Annotated in this window: 4 protein-coding genes and 1 tRNA gene; 1 reads left to right on the top strand and 4 read right to left on the bottom strand. The window is 47.9% G+C overall.

Annotated features, from left to right (window positions below; genetic code table 11):
- Window positions 1-161: 161 nt before the first annotated feature.
- From PsWM33_RS19260 to PsWM33_RS19250, 3 genes are all read right to left on the bottom strand, one after another.
- Window positions 162-647 carry a plastocyanin/azurin family copper-binding protein gene (locus PsWM33_RS19260; protein WP_063301300.1) on the bottom strand — a complete coding sequence of 162 codons (486 nt, stop codon included), beginning with the start codon at window positions 645-647 and terminating at the stop codon, window positions 162-164.
- A 223-nt stretch (window positions 648-870) separates the two neighbouring features.
- Window positions 871-1,833, bottom strand: a complete 963-nt coding sequence (locus tag PsWM33_RS19255; RefSeq protein ID WP_193778432.1) for a sensor histidine kinase — start codon at window positions 1,831-1,833, stop codon at window positions 871-873.
- A 68-nt stretch (window positions 1,834-1,901) separates the two neighbouring features.
- Complete coding sequence (locus PsWM33_RS19250) at window positions 1,902-2,570, bottom strand: response regulator transcription factor (RefSeq protein ID WP_063301298.1); 669 nt, start codon at window positions 2,568-2,570, stop codon at window positions 1,902-1,904.
- A gap of 1,120 nt (window positions 2,571-3,690) precedes the next feature.
- Here PsWM33_RS19250 and PsWM33_RS19240 point away from each other — a divergent pair.
- A tRNA-Thr gene (locus PsWM33_RS19240) sits at window positions 3,691-3,766 on the top strand.
- A gap of 258 nt (window positions 3,767-4,024) precedes the next feature.
- Here PsWM33_RS19240 and PsWM33_RS19235 read toward each other — a convergent pair.
- The coding region (locus tag PsWM33_RS19235; protein ID WP_244276719.1) for an HIT family protein at window positions 4,025-4,549 on the bottom strand (525 nt) is incomplete at its 5' end.

Raw genomic sequence — 4,549 nt, 5'->3', positions numbered from 1 at the left:
ATGGCAAGAAAAAACTTAGAACCATATGGTCACGTGTTCCCCCTGCTCTGCAAATTGCAAAGCTGCTGCGCAATGCTGTCGGGCGTCAAATGCGCAGGACCCAGCACGGTGGTATTTCCATCAGATCTGAGATAGCTGTCTTTGGTTGATAATGCCCGCGTTCAGTTTTGTGGAACTCTGCGAAATAGCTTTTGAAAAACCGCCGCTGCTTTGGCTGGCAACTTGGTGCTTTTTGCTTGCGGTAAATTGTTATATTGCTTGCCGACAGCAATCAGCCCCACCATTCCCTTGCCGAAATGTGGAAGACATTTATATCCATAAACACCTTCCTTCGTCAGCGTGAGGTCATAGGTCGCCTTTAGCCTGCTTCGCCAGGGCGATACTCCTGCAGGTATCATCCCGGAAATTGAGACGGTGTTGTGAGTTCCTCTGACATTCACAAACCGCACGGTATCGCCGACTTGTGCTTCCAGATAGGCAGGGCTGAAGAAATCCCGATCCATTCTGATTGTATGGATTGCACCTGCGTTAGAACCGGTTACTGAGAGTAAAAAGGAAACGAGCGCTGGCATTAAAACAAGCGTACTTCTTTTATTCATGAAGATTGTCTCATGTTTTTTGATTTTGCATGGGGCAACGGTTTTCACCGCTATCTAACTCCTGAATTTGCTCAAGAGTCCCGGCAACCCATAAAACCCTTGTTTTAACGCAGTTTTAGGAACGCTCCGGTTTCGCAGGCGTACGCGACCGCTGAAACCCTTCATTCAGGAGCACCGCAACCGACACGGTCGGCCTTGGATGAAATTTTATGATTATCGCTCGGGCTCCCACTCTTAAAGCTTCGAAATGTCAGAGTAAAAGACCTTCACTTCAGGAGGTTAAGGCCGTGGCAGAAGCAAAAACAACACGGAAAACACTCCCTCCACCCGGATTATCATGGATGGATATTTCTGCCCGGCAGCGCACTGCTATATCTTTGACAATTGCCAGTCCCAGACCAGTTCCCTGCACTTTGCTATCTGGCAACCGCCAAAAGCGCTGAAAAATTTTGTCTCTATAGCAAGATGGAATACCTGGCCCCTCGTCAATCACATCAAGTGTTCCTGCGGGGCTAATTCGAACGCAAATACCAGCGTTTGACGGACACACTGCAAGAGCGTTTTCAACGAGATTACGCAGCAGATCTCCAATCAGCCCTTTCTCACCCTGCACCCAAAGAGGACCTGCTTCCTTTTCCAAGGAGAGCCTGACATTCTTTTTCGTCGCCAAAGGTGCAATATAGGAAAGCACAGTGACAGCTACAGCATTTAGATCACTAACCTTTTCCTGCTCTTCAGATCGCGTTTCCAATCGGGAAATTGTCAGGATTTGATCCACGGAACGAGTCATTCTATCAAGATCACCCCTTAGAGCAATCACTTGAGGCGTTTGTTGCAAGTCCTCCAAACCAGCACCCAACACCTGCAACGGCGTCCTTAGCTCATGCGCAACATTTTCGGTGAAGTGGCGCTGCGTTGTAAAACCATCTTCTATGCCAGAAAGCATGGCGTTTATCGCTTTCACCATCGGGGCTACTTCGGAAGGCAAATCTCTCACAGGGAGCCGCTGGTCAAGAGATTTCGGTTTAATCTGAGCCGTAAGACGCGAAAGATGCCGAAGAGGTTTCAAACTGCGTCTTAACGTATGTGCAGTCACAAAAATTGTTGCAAGCATCATAACCGGAACGACCCAGCCAACATTTGAAAAGAGCTCCATAAAGGCTTGCTGATGACTGCTGGCTTGCAGTGGCTCATGCAAAATAAACAAATGAACCCAGAGCCATCCAAGGATCACAGAAAACGAGCCGATAAGAATGACTGAGATTCGAACGACAAGCTTGTTCTCAAGAGACTGAAGCTTACTCATAAGCTGTCCAACATGTAGCCCAGCCCTCGATAGGTATGAATCTCCAACCCCGCATCCAGTTGTTTGAACTTGCGCCGAAGGTTGTGAACATGAACCGGTATAGTGTTCGACTCTGGAATCTCCAGCCCATAGACTTTGTTCAAGAGATCGTCTTTGGTCACAACGTGCCCACGGTTGCTAATCAAGCTCTCAAGAACCAGCAATTCATGCCTTGGCAAGGGCAAAGCCACCGCGTTGACCGTGGCTGTTCGAGATTTAAAGTTGTAAGAAAGACTGCCGACAGTTTCAGTTTTGCCAAACACGGATCCTGGTCGGCGCAACAAAGCTCGCATTCTTGCAACAAGCTCAGACATCGCAAACGGCTTGATCAGATAGTCATCTGCGCCAGCCTCCAACCCGTCAATGCGATCTTCAATTGCATCACGGGCGGTCAGCATCAGGATTGGCAGATCATTACCTTCCTTCCGAATTGACGAAACAAACTCAATCGCATCTCCATCCGGCAACATTCGATCAGCAATTAACGCATCAAACATCTCAGACTTCATGAGCATTTGCGCATCTTCAACACATCCGCACTGATCTACTGAAAACGCAGCAGCCACCAAGGCCTTTTCAATTTGCTGAGCGATACGTCTTTCATCTTCCACTACTAAAATCCGCATTCAACTCTCTTGTTGACCAGGACACTTACAAACATATGCACATGGTACATCTCAAGCTTAAGCCAAAGTTAAGCCCCAAAACCTTGCGTCCTGTGCGAAGCCTTGCTCAACCCTCTACAATAGCCAACCCAGTATTCTCAACCCTTAGATAGGAACTGTAATGTGTAGGCAGGCACCATTGCTTCACTTTTCATGATGCAGATACAACTCACTTGTCCTGCAAGACCAGCAGCAACCGGGTCAGCTTACAACAGACAGTATTTTATATTGCACACGTTTCCTGGTGGCCCAGTTCAAGATAGGACAGGATCCACTTTGAGGACATCACTGGTCGTTCTCATCACGACACTCAGCTTGTCACCACAACAAACAGCAAGACTATTCCGGCCATCATGAGCACAGGTAATCCAGAGAGCAGTTATAGTCGGTACCTATCGTTTTGCACCTGCGACGCCCTGAGTTTCACTAGAACACCCTTCGGCTCACCAACAGGACACCTTTCGCACCAAGCTAAGTCTCCTCACCCAACAACCAAAGCTTCCACATTCTGGCAGACACCCCGACTACCGAACAAAGAACGCTGCTCAAAAGACCTGCACCCCAAAACGTCCACTCACATGAACAACCTCATCGCAGGCCCGCAAGCACCACCAAAAGCAACAGCTGCCAAGACACCAACAAAGGCAAAACTGACATTCATTGAATATGTATGCTTCTCACTTTCAAAAATTTGCCGAAGCGGAAACTCATCAGCTCCACTCCCCTTCCATCCTCCAGCTGCCGCCAAGGGGGAATAAAGAAGCATAACTCACACCCAAACCGACACTGCCACCACTCCTTTAATCAGCCGGTGTTTTTCGGCCACCACCCCATAGGAACGCAGAAATTCCCAATACCGTTCAAACGAACGCACAAAACAACGCAGACGCGCAAACCAAGAAATTTTCTATCAATATCAATAGGCTGCATCCTCCGCATGTGGAAAAGAAGCCCTAAAACAACCAGATCAACCCCGAATTTACCCAAAAAATTCGTTCCCCTGTGAATTCTTCCAAATTTTTGCATTTTTGGGATTTACAAACCCCGCCAGCGCCCGTAAATACCCCTCAACGAAGACGACGCCGGTATAGCTCAGATGGTAGAGCACCTGACTTGTAATCAGGGGGTCGCGGGTTCGATCCCTGCTGCCGGCACCACTCTTCTCCTTGATTTATCAAGGAAATTTCAAAGCCTCCCTCGGGAGGCTTTTTGCTTTTCTGGCTTTTGTCAGCATATGGTAAGCAAATGGGCGTTTTGGTAAGCAGGATTTCGCCCCTCCTACCCCCTCTAAATTCCCTTTCAACTTAATACTGGAAAAGCTGTGAATGCCGTCACTAGCCGTCAGAGGCAAGGCATTCTGTGGGGTTTGATAAAACGGAAGCTGACAGTCAGTTGTCAGTGTTTGTCAGACTCGACTAAGTCCCATTTAGGCGGGCCAAAAACTCTTCATTTTTGGCAGACAGCGTTGGATCTGGAGTCCAAACAATATCTTGCCCATCCCCTTTGTGACGCGGTACAACGTGAAAGTGGGTATGAAAAGCATCCTGCTGAGCTTCTTTACCATTACTAGAAACAATCTGAATATCGGCGATACCCAGCCTTTCTTTGTACATCAGGCATATGTGTTTGATAGCACGAGTAACAGCAATCAGATCATCCTCGTGAATGTCAAAGATATTGGTAGAATGCCGCTTCGGAACGACCAATGTGTGATACGGAGCAATCGCACCGCGATCAAAGAAAGCAATCACACTTTCATTCTCATAAACCTTTGCATCTGGCTCCAACCGACCTTCTGCAATCTCGCAAAACACACACTTTGACATCACGTTTCCCCAATAACCTTGGATTGGGTCCATCATGTACTGGCCCAAGCCCGGAATAAAAAAGATCCATAAAAGCGATGGAACCAACCTGATCGCATTTTCTTCGGTTTCGGA

The sequence above is a fragment of the Pseudovibrio sp. WM33 genome, from assembly GCF_001623165.1.
Classification (GTDB): Bacteria; Pseudomonadota; Alphaproteobacteria; order Rhizobiales; family Stappiaceae; genus Pseudovibrio.
Note: the sequence above shows the minus strand (reverse complement) of the source record. Positions and strands in the feature narration are given on the sequence as shown.

Coding starts and splice junctions, on each gene's coding strand:
- PsWM33_RS19250 (WP_063301298.1), bottom strand. CDS start 2,570: ATGCGGATTTTAGTAGTGGAAGATGAAAGACGTATCGCTCAGCAAATT.